At 70.4% G+C, this 25176-nt stretch carries 21 protein-coding genes; 13 read left to right on the top strand and 8 right to left on the bottom strand.

Annotated features, from left to right (window positions below; translation table 11 throughout):
• The first annotated feature begins 9 nt into the window (after positions 1-9).
• The 4 genes from GON06_RS15425 to GON06_RS15410 all read left to right on the top strand — a co-directional run bounded on the left by GON06_RS15425 (position 10) and on the right by GON06_RS15410 (position 5335).
• Positions 10-648 (top strand): YesL family protein, encoded by a 639-nt coding sequence (locus GON06_RS15425; RefSeq protein ID WP_157313196.1) that lies wholly within the window; start codon positions 10-12, stop codon positions 646-648.
• A complete protein-coding gene (locus GON06_RS15420) occupies positions 645-3029 on the top strand; it encodes a glycoside hydrolase family 2 TIM barrel-domain containing protein (RefSeq protein ID WP_157313195.1) in 2385 nt (794 codons plus the stop codon). The genes GON06_RS15425 and GON06_RS15420 overlap by 4 nt, the downstream gene beginning before the upstream one ends.
• Complete coding sequence (locus tag GON06_RS15415; protein ID WP_157313194.1) at positions 3026-4264, top strand: ROK family transcriptional regulator; 1239 nt, start codon at positions 3026-3028, stop codon at positions 4262-4264. The genes GON06_RS15420 and GON06_RS15415 overlap by 4 nt, the downstream gene beginning before the upstream one ends.
• Before the next feature lie 78 nt (positions 4265-4342).
• Positions 4343-5335, top strand: a complete 993-nt coding sequence (locus GON06_RS15410; RefSeq protein WP_157313193.1) for an LLM class F420-dependent oxidoreductase — start codon at positions 4343-4345, stop codon at positions 5333-5335.
• A 172-nt stretch (positions 5336-5507) separates the two neighbouring features.
• On the opposite strand, the gene arfA is transcribed toward GON06_RS15410, so the two are convergent.
• From arfA to GON06_RS15375, 7 genes are all read right to left on the bottom strand, one after another.
• Positions 5508-7043 (bottom strand): arabinosylfuranosidase ArfA, encoded by a 1536-nt coding sequence (gene arfA / locus GON06_RS15405; RefSeq protein WP_157313192.1) that lies wholly within the window; start codon positions 7041-7043, stop codon positions 5508-5510.
• A 46-nt stretch (positions 7044-7089) separates the two neighbouring features.
• A complete protein-coding gene (locus GON06_RS15400; RefSeq protein WP_157313191.1) occupies positions 7090-7986 on the bottom strand; it encodes a carbohydrate ABC transporter permease in 897 nt (298 codons plus the stop codon).
• Positions 7983-8927 carry a carbohydrate ABC transporter permease gene (locus GON06_RS15395; RefSeq protein ID WP_157313190.1) on the bottom strand — a complete coding sequence of 315 codons (945 nt, stop codon included), beginning with the start codon at positions 8925-8927 and terminating at the stop codon, positions 7983-7985. The genes GON06_RS15400 and GON06_RS15395 overlap by 4 nt, the downstream gene beginning before the upstream one ends.
• On the bottom strand, positions 8924-10255 hold the full coding sequence (locus tag GON06_RS15390; protein WP_157313189.1) for a substrate-binding domain-containing protein: 1332 nt from the start codon (positions 10253-10255) through the stop codon (positions 8924-8926). Before GON06_RS15390 ends, GON06_RS15395 begins: the two co-directional genes overlap by 4 nt.
• Positions 10256-10350: 95 nt before the next feature.
• Positions 10351-11394, bottom strand: a complete 1044-nt coding sequence (locus tag GON06_RS15385) for a LacI family DNA-binding transcriptional regulator (RefSeq protein WP_198346725.1) — start codon at positions 11392-11394, stop codon at positions 10351-10353.
• Positions 11395-11419: 25 nt separating this feature from the next.
• Entirely contained in the window at positions 11420-12283 is an 864-nt protein-coding gene (locus tag GON06_RS15380; RefSeq protein WP_157313188.1) for an NAD-dependent epimerase/dehydratase family protein, read from the bottom strand.
• Between the two features lie 78 nt (positions 12284-12361).
• Entirely contained in the window at positions 12362-12979 is a 618-nt protein-coding gene (locus GON06_RS15375) for a cyanamide hydratase (protein ID WP_157313187.1), read from the bottom strand.
• Between the two features lie 156 nt (positions 12980-13135).
• On the opposite strand from GON06_RS15375, the gene GON06_RS15370 reads away from it, so the two are divergent.
• The 6 genes from GON06_RS15370 (at position 13136) to GON06_RS15345 (ending at position 20377) form a co-directional block, all read left to right on the top strand.
• Positions 13136-14149 carry a LacI family DNA-binding transcriptional regulator gene (locus GON06_RS15370; RefSeq protein WP_157313186.1) on the top strand — a complete coding sequence of 338 codons (1014 nt, stop codon included), beginning with the start codon at positions 13136-13138 and terminating at the stop codon, positions 14147-14149.
• 160 nt (positions 14150-14309) lie between these two features.
• Positions 14310-15017 carry an L-ribulose-5-phosphate 4-epimerase gene (locus GON06_RS15365; RefSeq protein ID WP_157313185.1) on the top strand — a complete coding sequence of 236 codons (708 nt, stop codon included), beginning with the start codon at positions 14310-14312 and terminating at the stop codon, positions 15015-15017.
• A complete protein-coding gene (locus tag GON06_RS15360) occupies positions 15014-16594 on the top strand; it encodes a xylulokinase (RefSeq protein WP_157313184.1) in 1581 nt (526 codons plus the stop codon). Before GON06_RS15365 ends, GON06_RS15360 begins: the two co-directional genes overlap by 4 nt.
• 14 nt (positions 16595-16608) lie before the next feature.
• The gene (araA, locus tag GON06_RS15355) at positions 16609-18132 is read left to right on the top strand and encodes an L-arabinose isomerase (RefSeq protein ID WP_157313183.1); all 1524 of its coding nucleotides are present in this window, start codon (positions 16609-16611) and stop codon (positions 18130-18132) included.
• On the top strand, positions 18129-19061 hold the full coding sequence (locus GON06_RS15350; RefSeq protein WP_378734988.1) for an aldose 1-epimerase family protein: 933 nt from the start codon (positions 18129-18131) through the stop codon (positions 19059-19061). Before araA ends, GON06_RS15350 begins: the two co-directional genes overlap by 4 nt.
• Entirely contained in the window at positions 19058-20377 is a 1320-nt protein-coding gene (locus tag GON06_RS15345; protein ID WP_232528509.1) for a glycoside hydrolase family 27 protein, read from the top strand. The genes GON06_RS15350 and GON06_RS15345 overlap by 4 nt, the downstream gene beginning before the upstream one ends.
• A gap of 83 nt (positions 20378-20460) precedes the next feature.
• On the opposite strand, the gene GON06_RS15340 is transcribed toward GON06_RS15345, so the two are convergent.
• On the bottom strand, positions 20461-21276 hold the full coding sequence (locus tag GON06_RS15340; RefSeq protein ID WP_157313182.1) for an aldo/keto reductase: 816 nt from the start codon (positions 21274-21276) through the stop codon (positions 20461-20463).
• A gap of 51 nt (positions 21277-21327) precedes the next feature.
• Between GON06_RS15340 and GON06_RS15335 the strand changes: the two genes are divergently transcribed.
• The 3 genes from GON06_RS15335 to GON06_RS15325 all read left to right on the top strand — a co-directional run bounded on the left by GON06_RS15335 (position 21328) and on the right by GON06_RS15325 (position 25101).
• A complete protein-coding gene (locus GON06_RS15335) occupies positions 21328-22506 on the top strand; it encodes a thiolase family protein (protein ID WP_157313181.1) in 1179 nt (392 codons plus the stop codon).
• Positions 22507-22854: 348 nt separating this feature from the next.
• The gene (locus GON06_RS15330; RefSeq protein ID WP_157313180.1) at positions 22855-23952 is read left to right on the top strand and encodes a ScyD/ScyE family protein; all 1098 of its coding nucleotides are present in this window, start codon (positions 22855-22857) and stop codon (positions 23950-23952) included.
• Between the two features lie 129 nt (positions 23953-24081).
• A complete protein-coding gene (locus tag GON06_RS15325) occupies positions 24082-25101 on the top strand; it encodes a MerR family transcriptional regulator (protein ID WP_198346724.1) in 1020 nt (339 codons plus the stop codon).
• Positions 25102-25176 lie beyond the last annotated feature (75 nt).

Below are 25176 nucleotides of genomic sequence, written 5' to 3'. Positions count from 1 at the left end.
GGAGGACCGATGCCCGGCATCTTCGCGGCCGACTCGGCGCTGATGCGCGCGCTCACGCGCGTCGCGGACGTCATGATTCTCAACATCCTGTTCATCGCCACGTCGCTGCCGATCGTCACGGTCGGCGCCTCGCTCACGGCGCTGTACGGCACCGCCATGCGCATGGCCGCGGGTACGGAGCACTCGATCAGCCGTGACTATCTCACGACGTTCCGCCGTGAGCTGCGTCAGTCCACCGTGATCACGCTGATCCTCGCCGCGGTCGGAGCGGCCTTTGCCGCCTGGTACCTCGTCGTGACGCGCCTGGTGGACGACGCCGTCGTGCAGTTCCTCCTGCTCGGCGCCTGGTACGTGCTGCTGTTCTTCGCGGTGACTTCGGTGCTCTTCGTCTTCCCCTATCTCGCTCTCTTCGACGACTCCACCCGGGTCGTGCTGCGCAATGCGCGACTGATCGGGATGCGGCATCCGCTCGCCGCCCTCGCGGCGCTGTCGATCCCGGTGCTCGCGGCTGTGGTGACCGTGTTCTACCCCCAGGCGACCGGCTACGGTCTGCTCTGGCTCCTCTTCGGATTCGGCGCGGTCGCGATGGCACAGTCCGTCGTCTTCCGCAGTGTGCTCACCCGCTACATCCCGGCGGAGGAACGATGACCCGGGTGCAGGCCCTGTCCGTGGCGCAGTGGCGCTTCATGCTCGCAGACACCGCGGAGGCATGGGCGAAGTCGTTCGACGACTCGGAGTGGCGACTGGTCGACGTGCCGCACGACTGGAGCGTCGAGCAGGAGTTCTCACCGGAGTGCTCCAGCGGCACCGGATATCTCCCTGGCGGTGTCGGCTGGTACCGCGCGCACGTGTCGATCAGCGCGCTCGGCCTCGGTGCGGACGGCCGTGTCACGCTCGTCTTCGGCGGCGTCTACAAGAACGCGGACGTCTGGGTCAACGGATACCACCTGGGCGGCCGGCCCAACGGCCACCTGCCGTTCTCGTTCGACCTCACCGAGATCATCTCGTACTCGCCGGATGACGAGCTGGTGATCAGCGTGCGCGTAGATCGCACCGAGATCGCGGATTCGCGGTGGTACAACGGCTCCGGCATCACTCGTGCCGTGCGCATCGAGGTGCGGGAACCCGTCGACGTCGCGCCGCGGAGCACGGCCTTCACCGTCGTGGAGGCGGACGACGAGAGTGCGCTCGTCCGCATCGTGCACTCCGTGGCCAGCCACCTGGCCACGGACGCGGAAGTGCATCTGCAGTACCAGCTGCGCTCCCTGAGCACCGATGCCGTCCATGAGTTCGATCGCACGCTGAGGGTCGGTGCCGACGAGGCCGCTGAGGTCGTCGTCGAGCAGCGGATCCCGCAGCCTGAGCTGTGGTCGGACTCCGACCCTCGCCTCTACCGTCTGACCACCACGCTGCGCTGGAGCACCGCCGACCGCGAGGGGCGCGGTGAGAGCTCCGAGGTCGTCGGCATCCGCGTGATCTCCTTCGACCCCGACCGCGGGTTCTTCGTCAACGGCGAGCCCCGCACGCTGAAGGGCGTCTGCCTGCACGAGGACGCCGGATGCCTGGGCGTCGCCGTCCCCGCGCAGGTGTGGCTGCGGCGGCTGCTCGCCCTCAAGGAGATCGGCTGCAATGCCGTTCGCATGGCGCACAACGTGCATGACGAGACGCTCTACGCTCTCTGCGATGCGCTCGGCCTCTTCGTGATCGACGAGGCCTTCGACGAATGGGAGAGTCCGAAGAACAAGTGGTGGCAGGGGCACAACGTGTACCCGCCCAAGCACGAGGGCTACGCGACGCACTTCCCGGACTGGTACGAGCGCGACCTGCGTGACATGATCGCGGCGAACCGGAACCATCCCTCGATCATCGCCTGGAGCATCGGCAACGAGATCGACTATCCGAACGACCCCTACGCCAGCCCGCTCTTCGAGGAGATGACCGGCAACAATGACGCGAACAAGCCGGCCCAGGAGCGCATCTACGACCCCAGCCGCCCCGACGTGCGCCGCCTCACGACGATCGCGCGCCGGCTGGGTCGGATCGTGCGGGAGGCCGATCCGACCCGTCCTGTCACGCTCGCCGCGGCGTTCCCCGAACTGTCCAGCCGCACCGGACTGCTCGACGACCTCGATCTGGTCGGTTACAACTACAAGGAGCACCTGTACCAGGACGACCATCTGCGTTTTCCCGGCAAGCCGCTGATCGGCAGCGAGAACGGCCACGGGTACGCCCAGTGGCGCGCCGTCGCGGACAACGACTTCATCTCCGGGCAGTTCCTGTGGACGGGTGTCGACTATCTCGGTGAGGCACGCGGGTGGCCGGTCCACGGCTCCGGCGCGGGGCTGCTGACTCTGGCCGGATTCGCGAAGCATGAGGCACAGCTGCGCCGCAGCTGGTGGTCGGATGAGCCGACGGCCCACCTCGTCCTGCGCCCGGCGACCACCGGGGAGACGTCGTTCTGGTCGCACCCGGTCTCGCGGCATCGGCCGGCGGACGCCGCCGAACTCGAGGTGCTGGCCTTCGCCGGTGGCGGGACGCCGCGGCTCACCGTCGACGGAGCGGAGACGCCGCTCGAGTTCGACGGCGTCGGCGGATACTGGCGCGCGGTGCTCCCGGCATCCGACGCCGTGATCGCGCTCGAGGTGCAGGACGGCGACCGCGTCGTCGCCCGCGACGAGCTGCGCCCCGCGGGGGCGCCCGCGGGGCTGGACGCCGTCGTGTGGGCCGTGCCCGACACCGCTGCCCGGCGATGCCGGGCAGCGGGCATCGACATCGACGACGTCGTGCAGATCGAGTGCGCGCTGCGGGACACCGGCGGGCAGCACGCCATGGGCGAGGCGGATGTCACGGTCGCCGTCGACGGCGGCACGCTGCTCGGCGTGGAGAACGGCGATCTCGCGGACGTCACGGCGTACGCGCTTCCGTGGCGACGCACCTTCGGCGGCCGGCTGATCGCCTACGTGCGACCTGGAGCCTCGAGGGTGCAGCTGGGCGCCGGCACTGTCCCGCCTGTTACGGTTCAGCTATGAGGGGAGCCGCGATCAGGCGGACGTCGCGAGACATCCGCAGCGATTCGATGGTCGACGTGCTGCATGCGGTGCTGTCCGCGGGGGAGACGACGCGCAACGAGATCGCGCGGAAGACCGGGTTGAGCGCCGCGACGGTCGTGACCGTCGCGGGTGAGCTGATCGACCGGGGCATCATCGTCGAGACGAAGACGACCGCAGGGCAGGTCGGCCGGCCGACGGCGATGCTGGCGATCAACGTGGAGCGGGGACGGGTCGTCGGCCTGGATGTCGCCGAGACCTACGTGCGCGGTGTCATGTTCGACACGGCGCTGAATCCGCTGGTGCAGATCGAACGCGCTCATGATGAGAACCTGCAGGACCCGGACTCCATCGTCGAGGCCATCGGTGCGGTCCTCGACGACCTGCTCGTGCAGCAGGGAGTCGGGCGCGACAGCGTCCTCGGGGTCGGCATCTCGCTGCCCGGCCTCATCCAGGAGCCCGGTGGCGTCGCGGTCGTCGTGCCGAACTGGGAGTGGCGCAGCGTCGAGCTGGAGCACCTGCGTGAGCGGGTGGGATTCCCGCTCGTCATCGACAACCCGCTGAAGGCGATGGTCGCCGCCGAGCTCTGGCTCGGTCGCGGGCGGTCGGCGTCGAGCATGGCGACCGTCAACCTGGGCACCGGCGTCGGCGCCGGGATCGTGCTGCAGGGGCAGGTGCTGCGCGGCGCGACCAACTCCGCGGGGGAGTGGGGGCATTCGCTGCTCGTGCTCGACGGGCGGCTGTGCCGCTGCGGTCGGCGGGGATGCGTCGAGGCGTACATCGGCGTGCCCGGCATCCAGGAGACGCTGCGCGAGCTCGCGCCCGATCACCCCCTGGCCGATGTGGGAAGACAGCGGGACTTCATCATGGAGCTCGCTGCAGCCGCTTCCGATGAGGGAGGTGATGGGGCTGCGCGCGAAACGGTGAATCGCACGGCCTACTTCCTGGGCTCGGCGCTCGCAGACCTCGTCGCCATCGTGAACCCCGAGGTCATCACCTTGACCGGATGGACGACGTGGGCGCTCGGCGACCTGCTCGTGCCCTCCGCAGGCCGCCGCATGCGCGAGCAGTCGCCGGGTCACGCGGGCACGTCGCTGGACCTCGAGGTGTCCGCCGTGCGCGGCAACCCCGTGGCGTCCGGCATCGCGATGATCGCGCTGGAGCGCTCGCTGGTGGATGCCGGTCTGCTGACCTCGCGGATCCCGGTCGCGCTCTGACACGAGACGTGCGACTGATCCCGGACACGCTCTCGCGGGGCGATGTGCCTGCGGATCCCGGCGGCCTAGGCTCTGATCATGCGCTTCGGTATCTTCATCCCCCAGGGCTGGCGGTTTGATCTCGTGGGCATCGAGCCCGCCGAGCAGTGGGCGGCGATGCGCTCGCTCGCGCAGGCGGCGGATGCCGGGCCGTGGGAGTCGCTGTGGGTCTACGACCACTTCCACACCACTCCGGTCGCCAGTGAGGAGGCGACGCATGAGGCCTGGACGCTGATGTCGGCGTTCGCGGCGTCGACCAGCCGCATCCGCCTCGGGCAGATGTGCACCTGCATGTCGTACCGCAACCCCGCGTACCTCGCGAAGGTGGCAGCGACCGTCGACCTCATCTCCGGCGGCCGCGCGGAGATGGGCATCGGCGGAGGCTGGTACGAGCACGAGTGGCGGGCCTACGGCTACGGCTTCCCCTCGGCCGGCGACCGGCTGCGGCGCCTCGACGAGGGCGTGCAGATCATGCGGCAGGCCTGGACCACCGGCAGCGCCACCTTGGACGGGAAGCACTTTCAGGTGGACGGCGCGATCGTCCGTCCGCTGCCGCTCCAGGACGACGGCATCCCGCTCTGGATCGCCGGCGGCGGCGAGAAGGTGACTCTGAAGATCGCGGCGAAGTACGCCTCGTACACGAACTTCGGCGGGACCCCCGAGGAGTTCAGCCGCAAGAGCGAGATCCTGCGCGCGCACACCCTCGACGTGGGCACGGACTTCGACGCGATCGTGCGGTCGACCGACTACAACACGGTCATCGGCGCGACCGAGGCCGAGGTCGAGGACCGGCTCGCGGCCATCGAGGCCCGATTGGCGCCGCATCTGGGCAGCACCCGCACCGCCGAGGCGATGAACGCCTACCGCGGCGACGCGGCGCTCTGCGTCGGAACGCCCGAGCAGATCGTGGAGCGGCTGCGAGACATGTCGTCCCGCGGCCTGGAGTACGCGATCCACTACTTCCCCGAGGCGGCCTACGACCGCTCCGGCATCGAGCTCTTCGAGCGCGAGGTCATCCCCGCGCTGCGCTGAGCGTCGGGCATCCTGCCGCGCGAGATCCCCGCGACCTCCCGGCGAGATCCCGGTGAGCTCCGCGCGACCTGCCGACATCCGCACGAGACCCACGTTCTGCACGTGGGTCTCCTGCGGCGTTCGCGGTCTCGCGAGGAGCTCGCGGATGCCAGATGCCAGATGCCGGGGCGCGTCAGCCCCGCGCGACGTCAAACTCGATGGCGCTCCAGGACAGCGCGGGCAGCGTCAGCCGCACAGCCCCGTCGTCGAGCGCCACGCCGTCCAGCTTCCGCAGCCCCACCGCATCCTGCGCGTCGAGGGTGTTCGCGGTGTGCCGGTCGCCGCCGTCGGGGATGGTCAGCACCTCGGCCGACCGCACGCCGGTGGCCCGGAGTCCGTGCAGATCGAGGTCGACCGTGGCATCCGACGTGAGCGAGCGGTTCGCGACGAACAGCGCGAGCCGGCCCGTCTGCTCGTCCCAGGTCGCGACGGCGTCGACCTCGTCGACATCGCCGTACTGCTTCGTCGCGCCCTGCGTCGACGAGACGGCGAGGCGCATGATCTGCCCGCGGGCCATCCGCGACATCCGGGCGAACGGCCAGAACGACGCCTGCCGCCAGGCCGGGCCGTCCTCCTCGGAGCGGATCGGCGCGATCACGTTCACCAGTTGCGCCTGGTTGGCGATCTTCACACGGTCGCCGTGTCGCAGCAGGCTGTGCAGGAAGGTGCCGACGACCACGGCATCCGTCACCGTGTAGGTGTCCTCGATCAGGCGCGGGTGCTCGCGCCAGCCCGCGGCGGCGACCGCGGCCTCCTCCTCGTTGTTGAACCGGTCGAAGTCCCACACATTCCACTCGTCGAACGAGATGTCCACCTGCTTGGTGTGCTTGCCGGCCGCCTTCACCGCGTCGATCGTGGCGATGACGCCGTCGATGAACGCATCCATCTCCACACCCTCGGCGAGGAAGGACGCCGCATCGCCGTCCGCCTCGCGGTAGTACGCGTGCATCGAGATGTAGTCCACCTCGTCGTAGGCGTGCGTGAGCACGGTGTGCTCCCAGGTGCCGAAGGTGGGCATGCCGCGGTTCGACGAGCCGACCGCGACCAGCTCGATCGACGGGTCGACGAGCTTCATCGCCTTCGCCGTCTCCTGCGCCAGTCGCCCGTACTCGTGCGCGGTCTTGTGCCCGATCTGCCACGGGCCGTCCAGCTCGTTGCCCAGGCACCACAGCTTGATGCCGAACGGATCCTCGGCGCCGTTGCGCCGGCGCAGGTCGGACCAGTACGTGCCGTTCGGGTGATTGGCGTACTCGACGAGCGAGCGCGCCTCCTCGACGCCGCGCGTGCCGAGGTTGATGGCCTCCATCACCTCGACCTCGGCCTCGCGCGCCCAGTCCACGAACTCGTGCAGTCCGAACGCGTTGGTCTCGATCGTGTGCCAGGCGCCGTCCATCCGCACCGGGCGGTCGGCCACCGGTCCGACGCCGTCCTCCCAGCGGTACCCGGAGACGAAGTTGCCCCCCGGGTACCGCACCACCGTCGGCCCCATCTCGCGCACCAGCTCCAGCACGTCGGTGCGGAACCCGCGCGCATCGGATGCCGGATGCCCTGGTTCGTAGATCCCGGTGTACACGCAGCGCCCCATGTGCTCGACGAACGAGCCGAAGAGCCGGCGCGGCACCTCGCCGATCGTGAAGTCGCGGTCGATCGTGATGCGGGCGTTGGTCATGAGGGGTCCTTTCGAGACGGAGGGGAGGACGGATGCCGGGGCGCGGTCACTGACCGCCGAAGCCGCTGGTCGCGACGCCCTTGACGATCTGCTTCTGGAAGATGAGGAACACGGCGATCAGCGGCAGCGCCGCCAGCACGGCCTGCGCCATCACCTGCGCGTACTGCACGCCGTACGCGCTGATCACGGTCTGCAGGCCGACCGGCAGGGTCATCAGCGTGGTGTCGTTGATGACCAGGAACGGCCAGAGGAAGTTGTTCCATGCCCCGATGAACACGAAGATCGCGACGGACGCCAGGATCGGCCGCGACAGCGGCAGCACCACCGACCAGAAGATGCGGAACCGGCTGGCGCCGTCCACCCGTGCGGCGTCCTCGAGCTCGATCGGGACCGCGTCGAAGAACTTCTTCAGGATGAACACCATCGCCGGCACCACCACCTGCGGCAGGATCAGGCCCCAGGGCGTGTCCACCAGGTTGAAGGCGAGCATCTCGTAGAACAGCGGGATGATCAGCACCTGCGGTGGCACCACGATCGACGCGATGATCACGACGAACAGCCAGCGCCGTCCCTTGAAGTCCAGGCGGGAGAACGCGTAGGCGGCGCCGGCCGAGATCGCCACGGTGATCAGGGTGATCACGGCCGAGGTCCACAGGCTGTTCCAGGCCCACACGTACACGTTGCCCTGGGACAGGACCGAGGTGAAGGCCTCGACCGTCGGTCCGCTCGGGCCGATCCAGCCGGGGTCGCCGGATGCGGCATCCGTCTCGGTCTTGAACGCCGTCGCGACCGCCCACAGGAACGGCAGCAGCCAGCCGACGGCCATCAGTGCGAGGACGACGAAGGCGATGATGCGGGATGCCCCGAACCGCCGCGTGCCTGGCTTCCGCACCCGGTCGTTGAACGCGGCGGGGGCGATCAGAGTGCTGGTCGCGGTGGTCATCGCGACTCCTTCCGACGACGCGTGATAAGCGCCTGGACGACGCCGAGGATGATGATGAGCGCGAAGAACACGTACGAGATCGCGGCGGAGTAGCCGAACCGGTAGCCGACGAACCCGGTCTCGTAGATGTACTGCACGATCGAGCGGGTGGTGTCGCTGGAGAGACCGCCGAGCATCTGATAGGCCTGATCGAACAGCTTCAGCGATGCGAGGATCTGCAGCAGCACGATCAGTGCCGTGGCCGGTCCGAGCTGGGGCAGCGTGATCGACCAGAACTGCCGCCAGGGGCCGGCGCCGTCCAGCGCCGCCGCCTCGTACTGCTGCGCGGGGATGTTCTGCATTGCGGCCAGGTAGAGCAGGAAGTTGAAGCCGATCGTCCACCACACCGTGGCGATCACGATCGCCATCAGGTTGGTGTCGGGGTTCTGCAGCCAGGCGATCGGCTGCAGGCCGAGCGCCTTCAGGATGTTGTTCGCGGCGCCGATCTGCGGGTTGAAGATCCACACCCAGATCTGCGAGATCACGGTGGAGGCCAGCAGGTACGGCATGAAGAACGACAGCCGCCACAGCCACTGCCCGGGCAGCCCGCGGTCCACCAGCACGGCCATCAGCAGGGCGATGATCACGAGCGGGATGGTGGAGAGCACCGTGAACCAGGCGGTGTTGCCCAGCGCACCCCACATCACCGGGTCGGTGAGTGCCTCGGCATAGTTCGCGCCGCCGACCAGATCGCCGCCGGCGCCGGTCAGGGACTGATTCGTGAAGCTGAGGTAGAAGCCGTGCAGGATGGGCCAGGCCATGAACAGCACGAAGGCGATGAGGAACGGGGCCAGGAACGCCCAGCTGACCAGCTGCTCATCGCGGCCGCCGGCATGGCGCCGGCGAGGAGACGCGGCGCGGCCGGTGACGATGGTCGTGGTGGTGGGTGCGGTGGCGGTCATGACCGGCTCCCTTCGGGGTCCGCCGGGTTGGGCTGGCTGAGGAAGCGGTTCACGCGCGACTCGAACCGCGCGATGGCGTCGGCGGGATCGGATCCGCTGAGCAGCGCGGGCTGCGCGGCGGCGCCGAACTCGCCCTGGAAGTTCGAGCCGGATCCGGTGAACCAGGCGGGCGGGTCGTAGACGACGTAGGTCGCGGCTTCGGCGTAGTGCGCCTGCGGCAGCAGATCCTGGTACTCGGGCGACTCGGTGATCGGCAGGTAGGCGGGGATGTGACCGGCCTTGGCCCAGTCGAACGAGCCCTTCAGCATGTCCGCGACGAATTGATAGGTCAGGTCGCGGTGCTGCTCGTTCGGCCGGGACTGGTGCGGCAGCACGAACGAGTGCGAGTCGGCGTAGGCCGCCCTGGTGCCGAAGATCGGCGGGATCGGCGCCACATCGAACGGGATGCCGGCGTCCTGCATGGTGCGCAGCTCCCACACGCCGGTGAGGAACAGCCCGCTCTTGCCGGTGGAGAACTCGGCGACGGCGGTGCCGTAGTCGCTCTGCTTCGCGGCGAGCTTCCCGTCCAGCAGGGTCTGCATGTAGGTCAGCGACTCGACCGCGACGTCCGTGTCGATGTCGGCGGTGCCGCCCTCTGGGAGCTTCATCTCGGTGCCGTGCTGCGCGTAGAGCGTGTAGAACAGGCGCCACATCTGCGCACCGTCGCCGAGGTAGCCGTACGAGAGCCCGTGACCCTCGGATGCTTCGGCGACGGCGGTCACCAGGTCGAGGAACTCCTCGGGGGTGCCCGCCTGCATGAGCTGCCCGTCGGAGTCGAGCACGCCGGCCTTCCCGCAGATGTCCGTGTTGTACATCAGCACGAACGGGTGGGCGTCGAGGGCGATGCTGAGGTGCTTGCCGTCCACCTCGCCCTTCTGCCAGATCGGCTTCGGGAAGGTCTGCTCGTCGACGCCGAGCTCGGCCAGACGGTCGAGATCCCAGGCATCCAGCAGCCCGCCCGGCGCCCAGCCGAGCACCCGGGTGGCGTGCATGATCGCGACGTCGGGGGCGCGGCCGCCGGCCGCGGCCATGGCGAGCTTCGTGTAGTACGGGGTGCCCCAGGCGAGCACGGTGGGGCGGATGCGGTAGGCGTTCTGCGCCTTGTTGACGCCGTCGAGCAGCGACGACATGATCACGCCGTCACCGCCGGAGAGCAGATGCCAGAACTGCAGCGTCTGTGTGCCGGAGGCGGTGGCGGCGGGGGAGCAGCCGGCGAGCATGGCCGCGCCGGCGGTGACGGCGGACGCGGTGAGGAACTGCCGCCGTGAGATATCCAACGGTGGGGTCATCGTCACTCCTTCGTGGACGATCGGGGGTTGCCGACATCATTACATCGATGAAATCCGTGGCGCAAGGGGGCGGACCGCTTCCCGGCGTGGCGCACTCAGGACCGCGGGTCGTAGCCTCGCGGCGCGGCATCCGTGCTCTCGCGCAGCACGAGCCGATGAGGCACCGTGATCGACTGCGCGGGACCGGAGCGATCGGCGATCCGTGCGACCAGCCGGTCGACCGCCGCGCCCGCGAAGGCCGGCAGGTCGATCGCCACCGTGGTGAGTGGCGGCGCGGTGTACCGCGACACCTCGACGTCGTCGAAGCCGGTCACGAGCACCTGCCCTGGCACGTCCACGCCGTGGCGACGCAGCACGTGCAGCGCGCCCGTCGCGAGCGAATCGGTGAACGCGATGATCGCATCGAAAGGGATGCCGCGGCTCAGCAGCAGCCCGGTCGCGGCGACACCACCGGTCATGGTCCAGTCGGGGTTGTTCACCTCGAGCCGGGGGTCGAGCGGGACGCCCGCCTCGCCGAGCGCCTGCCTCACGCCCTGCAGCCGAAGCCGGCTGGTCGCGGTCCCGAAGGTGTTCTCGTCGTCGGCGCCGAGCACGGCGATGCGCGTCGCGCCGCGGGAGAGCACGTGTCTGGTCAGCTCGGCGGCACCCGCCACGCTGTCGATGCCGACGTGGTCGGTGCTGCGGTTCTCGACCTCGCCGATCAGAACGACCGGGGGAAGGTCGGAGCCCTCGACCGAGCTGTCCTCCAGCCGGATCGGGTTCAGGATCAGCCCGTCGACCAGGTGCGCGCGAGCGCGAGAGAGGAGTTCGCGCTCCCGGCCGGGGTCGGCGCCGGTCTCCTCGATGTGCACGGCCAGGCCGCGGCGGTGCGCGGCCTCGACGATACGGTGCATGAGCTCGGACGAGAACGATGTGGCCAGGAAGGGCAGGGCGACCGCGATCACCCCGGAGCGCCCGTTGCGCAGGCCGCGTGCGCTGAGATTGGGCACGAAGTCGAGCTTGCGCATCGCCGCCTCGACCCGTTCCCGGGTGTCCTCGCGCACGGGGACGGTGCCGGTGACGACGTTGGAGACGGTCTTGGCGGACACGCCGGCCAGCGATGCGACATCCCGCATCGTCGCGCGTGCGCCTCGTGCCATGCGCCCAGCCTATTCCGGCGGACGCTTACATCGTTGAATCTGCGTCCACGTGATCGCGCCAGCTGTGCCGGGGCTCGTAACCCAGCATCCGCCGCGCCTTCGCGATCGAGAGCAGGGTCTCGTGCTCGGTCACCGGGCGGGCCAGCGGCACATCGGGGAACACCTCGGCGAGCAGCTCGGCGTTCGGACGCGACATCACCGTGTCGGCTGCGGCGATGATGAAGCTCTCGAAACCCGGGCCGGCCACCTCGAGCGCACGCTCGACCGCCTGGGCGCCGTCCCTGGCGTCGATGTAGCCCCACAGGTTCCACTTGCGTGCCAGCGCATCGGCATCGAACGACGGGAACGCCGCGTAGTCCTCGGGGATCATCACGTTCGAGAACCGCAGCGCCGTGATCGACAGGTCGGGGTTCCACCGCACCAGTTCGACCGCCATCCGCTCCTCGAGGGTCTTCACCAGCGAGTACACCGACTCGGGCCGCGGCGGGTACTCCTCGTCGACGGGGACGTACGGCGGCGGCACGTCGAACGGCAGTCCCAGCACGGTCTCGCTCGACGCGTAGACGATGCGCGTGATGCCCAGCCGTGCGGCGGCCCAGAACACGTTGAAGGTCGCCGGCATGTTGTTGTGGAAGGTGGCGACGTCGCTGCGGATGCCGGGCGCCGGGATGGCTCCGAGGTGGACGACGGCGTCGACGCCGTCGTGCCGGTCGCCGACCGCGGTGAGGGCGTCGACGACCTGGCCGTAGTCGGTCAGGTCGACCTGCACGAAGTCGGGTCCTCGCTCACCGGCGACGTCCATGCCGATGACGCGATGGCCGCTCGCGCGCAGTTCGCGGGCGACGACGGTTCCGAGCTTGCCGGATGCTCCGGTGAGGGCGATGCGCATGAGTTCACCCTGGCATGCGGCGAGCAGTGATGCATCCCGACGTTGCACCCCCGTGATCGCGGCTCAGGCGGCGAGACCTCAGCTCGCCGGGCCCCGCCGCTCCTCGAGCGGGTTCGACGCGAGCTTGTCGATCAGGCCGCCGTCGATCAGACGGCGCGCGTGACTGTGCGGCTTGCGATCTGACTGGTCTCGGACGCTCGTGCCGAACTCCGCGGCGAGTGCGAGTCGCGGGTGGGCGGCGAGCACCTCTCGGCGGAAGTCGAGCGGGATGTCGGCGTCGCGGCGGCCCGAGATGTCGAGGCCGGTCGCCGTCTCGAGCAGATAGCCCTCGAGGTCGAACGCGGGATCGACCTGCGGCCAGTTGTGCCGCACGATGACCTCGTTGATGCGCCGCCGGCGCTCGGCCGGCCACCCGGCACCCGCGGTCATCGCCTCGCCGACGAATCCTCCTGCCTCCTCGTAACCGAGCGTGTGATTGTCGAACGCCGGCGCGAGCGCGATGTCGTGCAGCAGCGCCGCGGTGTGGAGCAGTTCGTGGTCGACCCCCGCGCGGCCTTCGACGACGGCGAACGCCTCGGCCCACAGCCAGGAGCGCTGCACATGGTTGCGCAGCGCAGGGGAGTGGTGCTCGTCCACCAGTTCGCGGGCTGCACGGGCTGCCGGGGTGTCGGGGACGGCGAAGTCGGAGATGCGCATGGAGCGAGCGTAGTGAAGGCGGGACGCGTCGACCGCGCGGGAAGCGCCAATGTCCGTCGGGATGGCGCCATTTCATCGGCGTGTGCGTCCATGCGCCGGCGCGCATACCGCCGCGGTCGCCGTTCGGATGCCACGCGCGGCCATAGACTCGTCGCGATGAGCGAGACGAGGGGGGACGGCATCCGCGCCGTCGGTGTGCGAGATGTCGCCGCGCTCGCCGGGGTGTCGCGACAGACCGTGTCTCGCGTGCTCAACGAGCATCCGGATGTCGCGCCGGACACTCGCGACCGCGTGCTCGCCGCCATGGAGGAGCTCGGCTACCGCATGAACAACGCGGCCCGGGCCCTGGGCACGCGCCGCACCCGCACGATCGGCGTGCTCGCCTCGGATGCGCTGCAGTATGGCCCGTCGCGGAGCATCGCCGCGATCGAGGCCTCCGCGCGAGAGGCCGGGTACTGGGTGTCCACCGCCTACGCCGACTCCGGAGACACAGCCTCGGTGCGCGCCGCGATCGAGCACCTGCGCGCGCAGGCTGTCGACGGGCTCGTGGTGTTCGCGCCGCACGCCCGCACGCTCGACGTGCTGAAGGACCTCGACACGGGCATCCCGACCGTTGCTCTGCACACCGCGGATCGCTCCGCGCTGTCGGTGGATCAGATCGCCGGTGCCCGCCTCGCCGTCGCGGCACTGGCGGATGCCGGGCACCTGCGCATCGCACACCTCGCCGGCCCTGCGGACTGGCTCGAGGCGGAGGCCCGGGTGTCGGGCTATGCCGCGGAACTCGACGCGCGCGGGCTGGACTTCCGGATGACGCTGCGCGGCGACTGGACCGCGCGATCCGGGTACCAGGCTGCCCGGGCGGTGCAGGTGGCCGGTGTCACCGCCGTCTTCGCGGGCAACGATCAGATGGCGCTCGGGCTGATCACGGGGCTGCGGGAGAGCGGCGTCGACGTGCCGGCCGACGTCAGCGTGGTCGGTTTCGACGACACCCCGGATGCCGCGTTCTTCTGGCCTCCGCTGACGACGGTGCGACAGGACTTCGACGAGCTCGCCCGCCGGGCAGTGGCCGCGGTCGTGGGGGAGAGTGAGGCGATCGCGTCCGCGTCCGCGCCGGTCGCGCCCGTCGCGCCGGTCCTGATCTCGCGCGCTTCGGTCGCCACACCGCGCTGACCGACAGCTCCTCCTGGTTCCGGTCTCACTCGTTGCGGGTCGAACGCCCGTCGCACCCGCAACGAGTGAGACCGGAGCCGCAGAGGCATGCGATTGACGCGGCGGTGAGGGGATGTCACAATGAGCTGTGACCGGTCACAGTCGCCCAGGAGGACCAACGATGACCACATACTCCGCAGAGATCGAGCTGGCGATCGCCGACGTCCGCGCCGACGTGGCCCGCCTGCACGGCGAGCTCGTGCGCTACGGCCTGGTGGTCTGGACCGGCGGGAACGTCTCGGGCCGCGTGCCGGGCGCCGACCTCTTCGTGATCAAGCCCTCCGGCGTCAGTTACGACGACCTCGCACCCGAGAACATGATCCTCTGCGACCTCGACGGCAACGTCGTGCCCGGCAGCGCCGGCAGTGAGCGCTCGCCGTCCAGCGACACCGCGGCGCACGCCTACGTGTACCGCCACATGCCCGAGGTCGGCGGCGTCGTGCACACCCACTCCACCTTCGCGGTGGCCTGGGCTGCGCGCGGCGAGGAGATCCCCTGCGTGATCACCGCGATGGCCGACGAGTTCGGCGGACCGATCCCGATCGGCCCGTTCGCGATCATCGGCGACGACTCGATCGGCCGAGGGATCGTCCAGACTCTGCGTGGGCACCGCAGTCGTGCGGTGCTCATGCAGAACCACGGACCGTTCACGATCGGCGTGAACGCGAAGGACGCCGTCAAGGCAGCCGTCATGGTCGAGGACGTCGCCCGCACCGTGCATCACGCCCGCGAGGCCGGTCCGCTCATCCCCATCCCCCAGGAGAGCATCGACAGGCTCTACGACCGGTACCAGAACGTGTACGGCCAGAACGTGGACGCCCGCCGATGACCCTTCGTCAGAGCTCAGGGGCCGACGCGATCCGCTCCGGCCGCACCGCCCTCGGCATCGAACTCGGCTCGACCCGCATCAAGGCCTGCCTGATCGACGCGGACAGTCACGACGTGCTCGCCACAGGGTTCCACGACTGGGAGAACCGGTTCGAGGACCGTCTGTGGACCTACTCCACAGACGCCGTCTGGGCCGGCCTGCAGGAGGCGTACTCCGGCCTGGTCTCGGACGTCTACGACCGGTACGGCATCCGTCCCACGTCCTTCGGAGCGATGGGCGTCTCGGCGATGATGCACGGGTACCTCGCCTTCGACGAGTCCGGCGAACTGCTCGTCCCGTTCCGCACCTGGCGCAACACGAACACCGGACCTGCCGCCGCAGAGCTCACAGACCTGCTGGGCGTGAACATCCCGCTGCGCTGGTCGGTCGCGCACCTGCGCCAGGCACAGCTCGACGCCGAACCGCACGCCGGCTCGGTGCGCTTCCTCACCACCCTCGCCGGGTACGTGCACTGGCGGCTCACCGGCCGGCGCGTGCTGGGTGTCGGCGACGCCTCAGGCATGTTCCCGATCGACTCCGCCGCCCGCGACTACGACCGGACGCTGCTCGATCGCTTCGACGCGCACACCGGCGGCGACCTGCGCGCGCTGCTCCCCGAGGTGCTCGTCGCCGGCCAGGATGCCGGAGCGCTGACGCCGGAGGGCGCCGCGCTGCTCGACCCGAGCGGTGCGCTGCAGCCCGGCATCCGGCTCTGCCCGCCGGAGGGTGATGCCGGAACCGGCATGGTCGCGACCAACGCGGTCGCGCCGCGCACCGGCAACGTCTCGGCCGGCACCAGCATCTTCGCGATGGTCGTGCTGGAGCGTCCGCTGGCGGCCGTGCACCACGAACTCGACCTCGTCACCACCCCCGCGGGCGACGCCGTCGCGATGGTGCACTGCAACAACGGCGCCAGCGAGCTGGCGGCCTGGGCCGGCATGTTCGGGCGATTCGCTGCAGCATCCGGCTCCCCGCTCTCGAGCGACGCCGTCTTCGAGACGCTGTTCGGCGAGGCGCTGGACGGTGAGGCGGATGCCGGCGGTCTGATCGCCTACAACCACCTCGCCGGAGAGCCGATCGCCGGGCTCGACGAGGGGCGCCCGCTGTTCGTGCGCACCCCGGACAGCCGCTTCACCCTGGCCAATGTCATGCGCGCGCAGCTGTACGGGGTGTTCGGCACCCTCGCCCTCGGCATGCGCGTGCTCGCCGACGAGGGGGTCGCCCTCGACCGGATGTATGCCCACGGCGGAATGTTCCGCACCGCGGGTGTCGCCCAGCGCTTCCTCGCCGGGGCGCTGAGCGCCCCGGTCGCCGTCGGCGACACCGCGGCCGAAGGAGGGGCGTGGGGCATCGCGGTGCTCGCCGCCCACCTCGGCTCGGCGGCGTCGCTCGCCGAGTACCTCGAAGACCACGTGTTCGCCGATGCCGGCGTCCGCGTCGTCGAACCAGACCCCGCCGACGTCGCCGGCTACTCCGCCTACCTCGACCGCTACCGCGCCGGCCTCGCCATCGAGTCCGCCGCCGTCGACGCACTCTGATCCGAAGGAAGAACATGACCCGCACCCCGCTCACCACCTCGCTCGACGGCTACGAGGTCTGGTTCCTCACCGGCAGCCAGCACCTCTACGGCCCCGAGACGCTCGCGCAGGTCGCCGAGCAGTCCCAGGCCATCGCCGGGGCACTCGATGCGGCATCCGACGTGCCGGTGCGCATCGTCTGGAAGCCGGTGCTCACCGATTCCGCCGCCATCAAGCGCGTCGCCCTCGAGGCCAACGCCGACGACCGTGTCATCGGCCTGGTCGCCTGGATGCACACCTTCAGCCCCGCCAAGATGTGGATCGCCGGACTCGACGCCCTTCGCAAACCGCTCGCGCACCTGCACACGCAGGCGAACGTGGAGCTGCCCTGGGCGGACATCGACTTCGACTTCATGAACCTCAACCAGGCCGCGCACGGCGACCGCGAGTTCGGGTACATCCAGACCCGCCTCGGCGTGCCGCGCAAGACCATCGTGGGTCACCACAGCGACCCGCGTGTGCGGGCCGACCTGGCGAGCTGGCAGCGTGCCGCCGCGGGGCTCGCGGCCTCGCGCGACCTCAAGCTCGCGCGCTTCGGCGACAACATGCGCTTCGTCGCGGTCACCGAGGGCGACAAGACCGAGGCCGAGCTGCGGCTCGGCGTGCAGGTCAACACCTGGGGCGTGAACGAGCTGGCGGATGCCGTGCACGCGGCGTCCTCTGGCGACGTCGACGCCCTCGTCGCCGAGTACGAGGAGCTCTACGACGTGGTGCCCGAGCTGCGTCGCGGCGGCGACCGCCACGAGTCGCTGCGCTACGGCGCCGCGATCGAGCTCGGACTGCGGTCGTTCCTGGAGGAGGGCGGCTTCGGCGCATTCACCACCTCGTTCGAGGACCTCGGCGCGCTGCGCCAGCTGCCGGGCCTGGCCGTGCAGCGGCTGATGGCCGAGGGCTACGGATTCGGCGCCGAAGGCGACTGGAAGACCGCCATCCTGGTGCGCGTCGCCAACGTGATGGGCGCGGGGCTGCCAGGCGGCGCGAGCCTGATGGAGGACTACACCTACGACCTCACACCCGGAGACGAGCTGATCCTCGGTGCGCACATGCTCGAGGTGTCGCCGTCGCTGAGCTCGGCGAAGCCGACCCTCGAGGTGCATCCGCTCGGCATCGGCGGCAAGGAGGACCCGGTGCGTCTGGTCTTCACCGCCGACCCCGGCCCCGCCGTCGTCGTCGCGATGAGCGACCTGCGCGACCGCTTCCGCCTCACGGCGAACGTGGTCGAGAACGTCGAGCCGCGGGCAGCCCTGCCGAAGCTGCCGGTGGGACGCGCGGTCTGGAAGCCGGCCCCCGACTTCCGTACCAGTGCCGCCGCCTGGCTGACCGCCGGCGCCGCGCACCACACGGTGATGTCGAACGCGGTCGGCATCGACGTGTTCCGCGACTTCGCCGAGATGGCCGAGCTCGAGCTTCTCGTCATCGACGAGGACACCACGCTGCCCGGCTTCCAGCAGCAGGTGCGCTCGAACCAGGCTTACTACCGTCTCGCGCAGGGGCTGTGAGCGTGCCCCGGTCCGGGAAGCAGTACCGCATCGCGGCATCCGGCTACGTCGCCGAGATCGCGAGCGTCGGTGCGTCGCTGCGCACTCTCACCTATGAAGGGCGCGATCTGGTCGTGCCCTTCGACACCGACGAGGTGCGGCCGGCGTACCGCGGCGCGACCCTCGCGCCGTGGCCGAACCGCATCGTCGACGGCGCATATTCGTTCGAGGGCGCCCTACACCAGCTCCCGCTGACCGAGCCCGAGCGCGGGCAGGCGCTGCACGGGCTGGTGGTCTGGTCGGATTTCGACGAGCGCGTCGCAGAGGACGACCGGGTCGTGCTCGCCACGACGATCGTGCCGCAGACGGGCTACCCGTTCGCCGTCGAGGTCGAGGTGGAGTACCGCGTCGACGAGCACGGGCTCACCCAGCGGGTGACCGGCCGCAACGCGGGATCGGATGCCGCGCCCTGGGGCACCGGTCCGCATCCGTATCTGGTCGCGGGCCCTTCGACAGGCTCAGGAACCGGTCCCGTCGACGACTGGACCCTGCTGCTGCCGGCCGCCGAGGTGCTGACCGTGACCGACGACCGGCTCAGCCCGGTCGCCGTGGAGTCCGTCGATGCGCACCCGCAGTGGGACTTCCGCGTCGCCCGCCCCATCGGCGACACGTTCATCGACCACGCCTTCACCGCCCTCGAGGGAGCGGACGGGCACGTCTCCGTCGAGCTGCACGCCTCCGAGGGTGGCGTGGCCATCACGTGGGACGAGGGATGCCCGTGGGTGCAGGTGCACACCGCAGACACCCCGGCCGTGGCAGAGACGCATCGGCTCGGACTCGCCGTCGAGCCGATGACCTGCCCGCCGGACGCGTTCAACTCGGGCACCGACCTCGTCATGCTGCAGCCCGGCGCCGAGCACGCCGTCTCCTGGCGGATCCACGCGCTATGACCACCGCACAGAATCCCGCGCGCCGCGAGGGCCCGCCGATGGGCTGGAACAGCTGGGACTGCTACGGCACCACCGTCACCGAGGCCGAGGTGCTCGCGAACGCGGAGTTCCTCGCCGAGCACCTGCTGCCGTTCGGCTGGGACACCGTCGTGATCGACATCGCCTGGTCGGATCCCACGGCACGCGCGCACGGCTACAACGCGGATGCGCCGCTGCACCTGGACGACTGGGGCCGGCTGATGCCCGACCCGGTCCGGTTCCCGAGCGCCGCCGGGGGCGCAGGCTTCGGCCCGCTCGCGGAGCGCATCCACGCGATGGGCCTGCGCTTCGGCATCCACACCATGCGCGGCATCCCGCGGCGCGCGGTCGCGCAGAACCTGCCGATCCTCGGCACGGATGCCACGGCTGCGGATGTCGCCGACGAGACCAACGTGTGCGAGTGGAACCCCGACATGCTGGGCCTCGACCACGGGCATCCCGCCGCTCAGGCGTACTACGACTCCACGCTCGCGCTGTACGCGCAGTGGGGTGTCGACTTCATCAAGGCGGACGACATGCTCTGGCCGTTCCAGAGCGCCGACATCGAGGCCTACGCGGCCGCGATCCGGGCATCCGGGCGTGACATCGAGCTGAGCCTGTCGCCCGGCCGCGATCTGTCGCTGGAGCGACTGCCGCAGCTGCGCGAGAACGCGACGATGTGGCGCATCTGCGACGATCTCTGGGACCGCTGGGACGACGTCGAGGCGAACTTCGCCCGGTTCGCGCGCTGGGCGCCGTTCGCAGGCGAGGCCGGCTGGCCGGACGGCGACATGCTGCCGCTCGGGCGCATCGGCATCCGCGCCGAGCGCGGCGAGCCGCGCGACGACCTGCTCACGCCGGACGAGCGCATCGCGCTGCTGACCCTGTGGGTCATCGCGCGCTCGCCGCTGATGATCGGCGGCGACCTGCCCACCAGTGATCCGGCGACGGTCGCACTGTTCCGGAACGCCGAGGTGCTCTCGGCGCTGCGGTCGACGGGCAGTCGCGAGGTCTTCCGCGAGGGGGCTCTGGTGCTGTGGACGGCCGACGGAGCCGACGGCGAGCGTCTCGCTGCCGCGTTCAACCTCGGCGAGGCCCCGCTGGACGCGGTGCTGGACACGGGGAACCTCGGCTTCGCGGCATCCGGGTCTGTCACTGAACTGTGGTCGGGGCAGGAGGTCGACCTCGAACCGGTCGACGTGCAGAGCAACGCTGCGCGCGGGGTCGCGCCGGGCAGCGCCGCGCTGCGCGTGCCGCTGCCCCCGCACGGCGCCGCGCTGCTGCGCCAGCGTCCGTAAACGCCCCTCAGATCGCGATTCGTCCCGGTCTGCGGGCGCCGGAACGTGACGAAGTGCGACCCAAGCGGACGTCTACACGCCGGTCAGAGCATCTCCAGCGGCACCGGATGCCGGGGCGCCGGGAAGACCCTGTCGATCTCGGCGAGCACGTCGGCGGGCAGCACGACCCCGAGCGCCGCCGCGTTCTCCCGTGCGTGCGCCACGGAACCGGCCTTCGGGATCGCGAGCACTTCGCCCGAGCGCACCACCCAGGCGAGCACGAGCTGCGCGGGCGTCAGACCGACGGATGCCGCGAGCTCCGCGAGTGCAGGATGGTCGAGCAGCCGCGCCTGCTCGAGCGGCGAGTACGCCATCGCCGGGATGCCGAGCTCGTGCAGCAGCGGGAGCAGATCGACCTCGGGGCCGCGGCGGATCGGGTTGTAGAGCACCTGATCGGTCGCCGCGCCCGCGGGCAGCTCGGCGAGGTCTTCCGGATCGAGATTGCTCACGCCCCACGACAGGATGTCGCCGTCGGCGACCAGCCGCTCGAAGGCCTCGACTGTCTCGTCGAAGGGCACGCCGCCGCGCCAGTGCAGCAGGTAGAGGTCGAGGCGGTCGGTGCCCAGGCGCGCGAGGCTGCCGTGTGCGGCGCGGCGCACGCCTGCGGCATCCGCGTTGTAGGGGAGCACCTTGCTGACGAGGAACACCTCGTCGCGCCACCCCTCGATGGCCTCGCCGACGAGGTCCTCCGAGCGGCCGTCGCCGTACATCTCCGCCGTGTCGACGACGCGGAGTCCGGCATCCAGCCCTGCGCGGATCGCGGCGATCTCGTCGTCGCGCCGCGCCGGCTCGTCGCCCACGAACCACGTGCCGATGCCGATCTCGGGAACGACCGCCCCGCGCGGGAACCGAATGCTCATGCCTCCACGGTACGACGCGCCCGCCGCCCCGGCGCGGGTGAGAATGGAGTCATGAGCAGCGAAGCCGTCCTCGTCGATGTCGTCCGCACCCCGGTGGGGCGCGGCAAGCCCGGGGGAGCACTGTCGGGGGTGCATCCGGTCGATCTCGCGGCGGGAGTGCTCACTGCGATCCTGGAGCGCAACGGCCTGGAGTCCGCGCAGCTGGACGACGTGCTGCTCGGCTGCGTGAGCCAGGTCGGCGACCAGGCGATGAACATCGCGCGGCAGGCCGTGCTCGCCGCCGGCTTCGACGAGACAATCCCCGCGACGACGATCGACCGGCAGTGCGGGTCGAGCCAGCAGGCCGTGCACTTCGCCGCGCAGGGGATCGCCGCCGGCGCCTACGACGTGGTCCTCGTCGGCGGCGTCGAGTCGATGAGCCGGGTGCCGCTCGGCTCTTCTGCGGCAGGCGGTTCGCCGATGTCGCCGCGTCTGCGCGCGCGCTACCCGCAGGGGCTGGTGAACCAGGGCGTCAGTGCCGAGCTGATCGCGCAGCGCTGGAACCTCAGCCGTGACGACCTGGACGCGTTCGCCGCCGAGTCTCACGCCCGCGCCGCGGCCGCCTGGCACGACGGCTTCTTCGCCGGAACGACCGTCCCGGTCGCCGAGGCGCCGGATGCCGCGACGGACGAGACCGTCCGCGAGGGCACCACCGTCGAGCGGCTGGCCGGCCTGCCGGCATCCTTCCGCACGGACGAGCTGGCCGCACGCTTCCCCGAGATCGACTGGAAGATCACGCCGGGCAACTCGTCGCCGCTCACCGACGGGGCATCCGCTGCCCTCATCATGAGCGCGGAGAAGGCGGATGCTCTGGGGCTGCGCCCGCGGGCGCGGTTCCGCGCCTTCGACGTCATCGGCGACGACCCGCTGATGATGCTCACCGGGCCGATCCCCGCCACTCGGCGCGTGCTCGAGAAGGCGGGGCTGGCCGTCTCCGACCTCGACGCCTACGAGGTGAACGAGGCGTTCGCGTCGGTGCCGCTCGCGTGGGCGGCGGAGCTCGGCGCCGACCCCGCGCGGCTGAACCCCCGCGGTGGGGCGATCGCCCTCGGGCACGCGCTCGGCTCGTCCGGGACGCGCCTGCTCGGCACGCTCGTCGACCACCTCGAGGCGACCGGTGGCCGGTACGGTCTGCAGACGATGTGCGAGGGCGGCGGGATGGCGAACGCGCTGGTGCTCGAGCGACTCTGAACGGCGCACTCTGCTCCTGACGCGAGATCCGACCGACCTCCCGACTTCCGCACGAGACCCATGTTCATGCACGGGGTCTCGTGTGGAAGTCGGGAGGTCGCGCAGGTCTCGGGAGAAGCTTGCGGCCAAGGTCGCGCAGATTCAAACGCAGAGCCTCGAGCGGCAGTCGACCCCCAGAAGCTCTGGGGGGTCCTCGAGAACCCGTTGCGCGAGCCGTCGCCGCGGCGCAGAATGACGGCGTGGACCGTCACTGGGGGCGATTCACGGCTTCCGGGCATCTCGGGGGAGATCCGCCCGGCTGAGCACGGCGCGGGCAGGGGTGCCTGCGCCGGGAATGGGGAGTCGTCCATGCGTGCAACTCGTGTACTCGCCGCGACGGGGGCCGCCGCGGCCCTGGTCCTGACCATGCCGACGCTCGCGTCGGCGGCATCCGATCCGCCCACGCCCGAGGTGTGGTCGACGCAGCTCGCCGCACCGTTCAGCCTCGAGATCGACGGACCACGGGTGCTCGTCGCCGACGGCGGCACCGGGATGCTCGGTCAGCTGCAGCCGGACGGCGCGATCGCGCCGATCGTCACCGGTGTCGACGGCCTGTCCGGCGTGGCCGTCCGCGGCAAGTGGCTGGCGTACACGTCGACGCACACGCAGCTGCCGGAGTTCGTCAACACCGCCAGCGGACTGAACATCCGCACGCCGAAGGGAGTCCGCATCTACGCCGACACGCATGCGTGGGAGGTCGCGAACAACCCCGACCAGATCAACACCTATGGTCCCGAGAGTGAGGACCCGTGCGTGCTGGGCGTGCTCGGGCCGCAGTACGAGGGCATGGTCGACTCGCACGCGTACAGCGTCGCGAGCTGGGACGGCAAGTGGGTCGTGGCGGATGCCGGAGCCAACGCGCTGTTCCAGGTCGACGACTCCGGTCATGTCAGCACGCTCGCGGTGCTGCCGCCGCAGCCCGCGAAGATCACGGAGGAGGCCGTCGCCGAGCTCGGCATGCCGGACTGCCTGATCGGCACGACCTACGACTTCGAACCGGTTCCGACCGACGTCGAGGTCGGGTCGGACGGGATGCTGTACGTGACGACGCTGCCCGGTGGACCCGAGAGCGCCGCACTCGGCGCCCGCGGAGCGCTCTGGCGCGTCGACCCGGCGACCGGTGACAGCGAATGGCTCGCCGGCGGGTTCCTCGGCGCGACGAACCTCGCCCTCGGCAAGGATGGACAGATCTACGTCACCGAACTGTTCGGCGGCAGGATCACCGAGGTGACCGACGCGCACACCACGCGCACGTATGCCGAGCTGCCCGGAGTGGTCTCCGTCGAGACCGCGCCGAACGGCACGGTGTGGGCGGCGACGATGGGCAACGAGGACCCGCCCGCACCCGGCACGATCGTGAGCATCTCGAACGGCAACGTGAAGGTGCAGGCCAACATCAGGCACTGACCGGATCCATCATCAGCAGAGCCCCCGCCGGAATTCTCCGGCGGGGGCTTTGACCTTGCCCCGGGGGCAGGGACGACCCTTGTGCGGTCGGCGAGATCCGCCGATGCGACGAGAGGGATGATGGAGCGCATGGAGCTCATGTCCATCGGAGACTTCGCCAGGGCCGCGGGCCTCACACCCAAGGCGCTGCGCATCTACGACGACCTCGATCTGCTGCCTCCCGCCGAGGTCGACGACCGCACCGGGTACCGGTTCTACGCGACGGAGCAGCTGGGTCACGCCCGGCTGATCGCCGCGCTGCGCCGGGTCGGGATGCCGCTCGAGCGCATCCGTGTGGCACTCGACCTGCCACCGGCCGCGATCGCCGCGGAGGTCACCTCGTTCTGGCGTCAGACCGAGGCGGATGTGCGCTCCCGGCGGACCCAGGTGTCCGCTCTCGTCGCCGACCTTCGAGCGAAGGAGAGCATCATGACCACGAATCGAGCACCGCGCACACGCGTCGCCCATGCGCTCGGCAGAGGAGAGCGTGACGAGCAGCTGGATGCCGTCCACGTCGGCGACGGGCTGTGGGCTGTCGCCGACGGCTTCCACGGGACGCCGTCGGTGGCCGAGGAATTCGTCCGGCGGCTCGCATCCGAGCCACTGCCGATCGGCGCGGAGCGGTGGGACTCCCTGGCGGCGGAGTGCGCCGCCGACCTCGCCGACGACGGACGCGGAAGCACTTTCACGGCCATCGCACTGAACGGTGACGTCGCCACGATCGCCCACCTCGGCGACTCGCGGGCCTGGCTGATGCGTGACGGTGTGCTGCGCCAGCTCACGACTGATCACACCGAGGTCTCCGCACTTGTGGAGGACGGTCGGCTCTCCGAGGAGGAGGCACGCCTGCATCCTCGCCGCGCGGTGCTGAACCGCGCTCTCGCGGCGGGCCTGCTGACCGACCCGGATGTCGTCGGTGTCACCGTGCAGCGCGGTGACCGGCTGGTGCTGACCACCGACGGCGTTCATGCGCTGTTCCCGGCCGAGCGGCTCGGACAGCTCCTGGCAGAGGAGGACGCGGATGCCGCAGCGGCCGCGGTGACCGCTGCGGTGCGGGATGCGGGAGAGCCGGACAACCACGCACTCGTGCTGATCGACGTCGAGGGCTGATCGCCGCCCGAACAGAGGAGACCCCCGCCGACCCGATTCGGCGGGGGTCTTCGCGGTCGAAACGGACCGCAGCGG

Origin of the sequence: Microbacterium sp. MAH-37 (assembly GCF_009758255.1) — a bacterium.
Lineage (GTDB): Bacteria > Actinomycetota > Actinomycetes > Actinomycetales > Microbacteriaceae > Microbacterium.
Note: the sequence above shows the minus strand (reverse complement) of the source record. Positions and strands in the feature narration are given on the sequence as shown.